Origin of the sequence: Xanthomonas dyei, from assembly GCF_002939865.1 — a bacterium.
Lineage (GTDB): Bacteria > Pseudomonadota > Gammaproteobacteria > Xanthomonadales > Xanthomonadaceae > Xanthomonas > Xanthomonas dyei.
The window spans coordinates 1-636 of sequence record NZ_MDEE01000118.1 but is presented as its reverse complement, the minus strand read 5'-3'; the positions used below and the strand labels follow the sequence as shown (position 1 = coordinate 636).

At 64.5% G+C, this 636-nt stretch carries 1 protein-coding gene; it reads right to left on the bottom strand.

The window, feature by feature from the left end:
- Window positions 1-28 precede the first annotated feature (28 nt).
- The coding region (locus XdyCFBP7245_RS23470; RefSeq protein WP_104617725.1) for an IS3 family transposase at window positions 29-636 on the bottom strand (608 nt) is incomplete at its 5' end.

The following is a 636-nucleotide window of genomic DNA, read 5'->3' as shown; positions in this document are numbered from 1 at the left end:
TGTAATGACCCATCGGTTTCTGCACAGGTCAGGTGGTTAATGTAGCGGCATAGGCTTGGTCAGGCGTCATCATCTTCAGTGCCTGATGCGGCCGCTGCCGGTTGTAGAACCCAATCCAGTCGCCAATGACGCGTAGGGCGTGGGCCAGGCTCTCGAACCGGTGCCGATGGACGCACTGTTCCTTGAGTGTTCGGATGACGCGCTCGACCATCCCGTTCTGCTGCGGACAGTGTGGCGTGATGAACTCCTGCTTCAGGCCGTAGCCGGCGACCAGGCGGGTGTAGTCGCGGCTGGTGAAGACCAGGCCATTGTCCGAGCGCAGCAGGAACGGCTCCTTGACCTTGCCCAGCGTGCCGAAGCGGGTGATCAGCGCCTGCTCCAAGGCCGCCACGGCGGTGCTGGCCCTGCCTGTGCGCGAGAGCTGCCAGCCCAGCAATTGCCGGGTATGGCAATCGATCACCAGGGCCAGGCTCAGCCAGCCGTCCTTGCCGCCCCAGACCCGACACAGATCGGTGGCCCAGCGTTGATTCGGCGCGCTGGCCACCGAGGGCAAGGCCTCGATCCGCGGTCGCTTGCCCACGGCCCGCTTGCGCACCTGCCAGCCCTTGATCTGAAAGATCCGCTGCACCGTGTTCT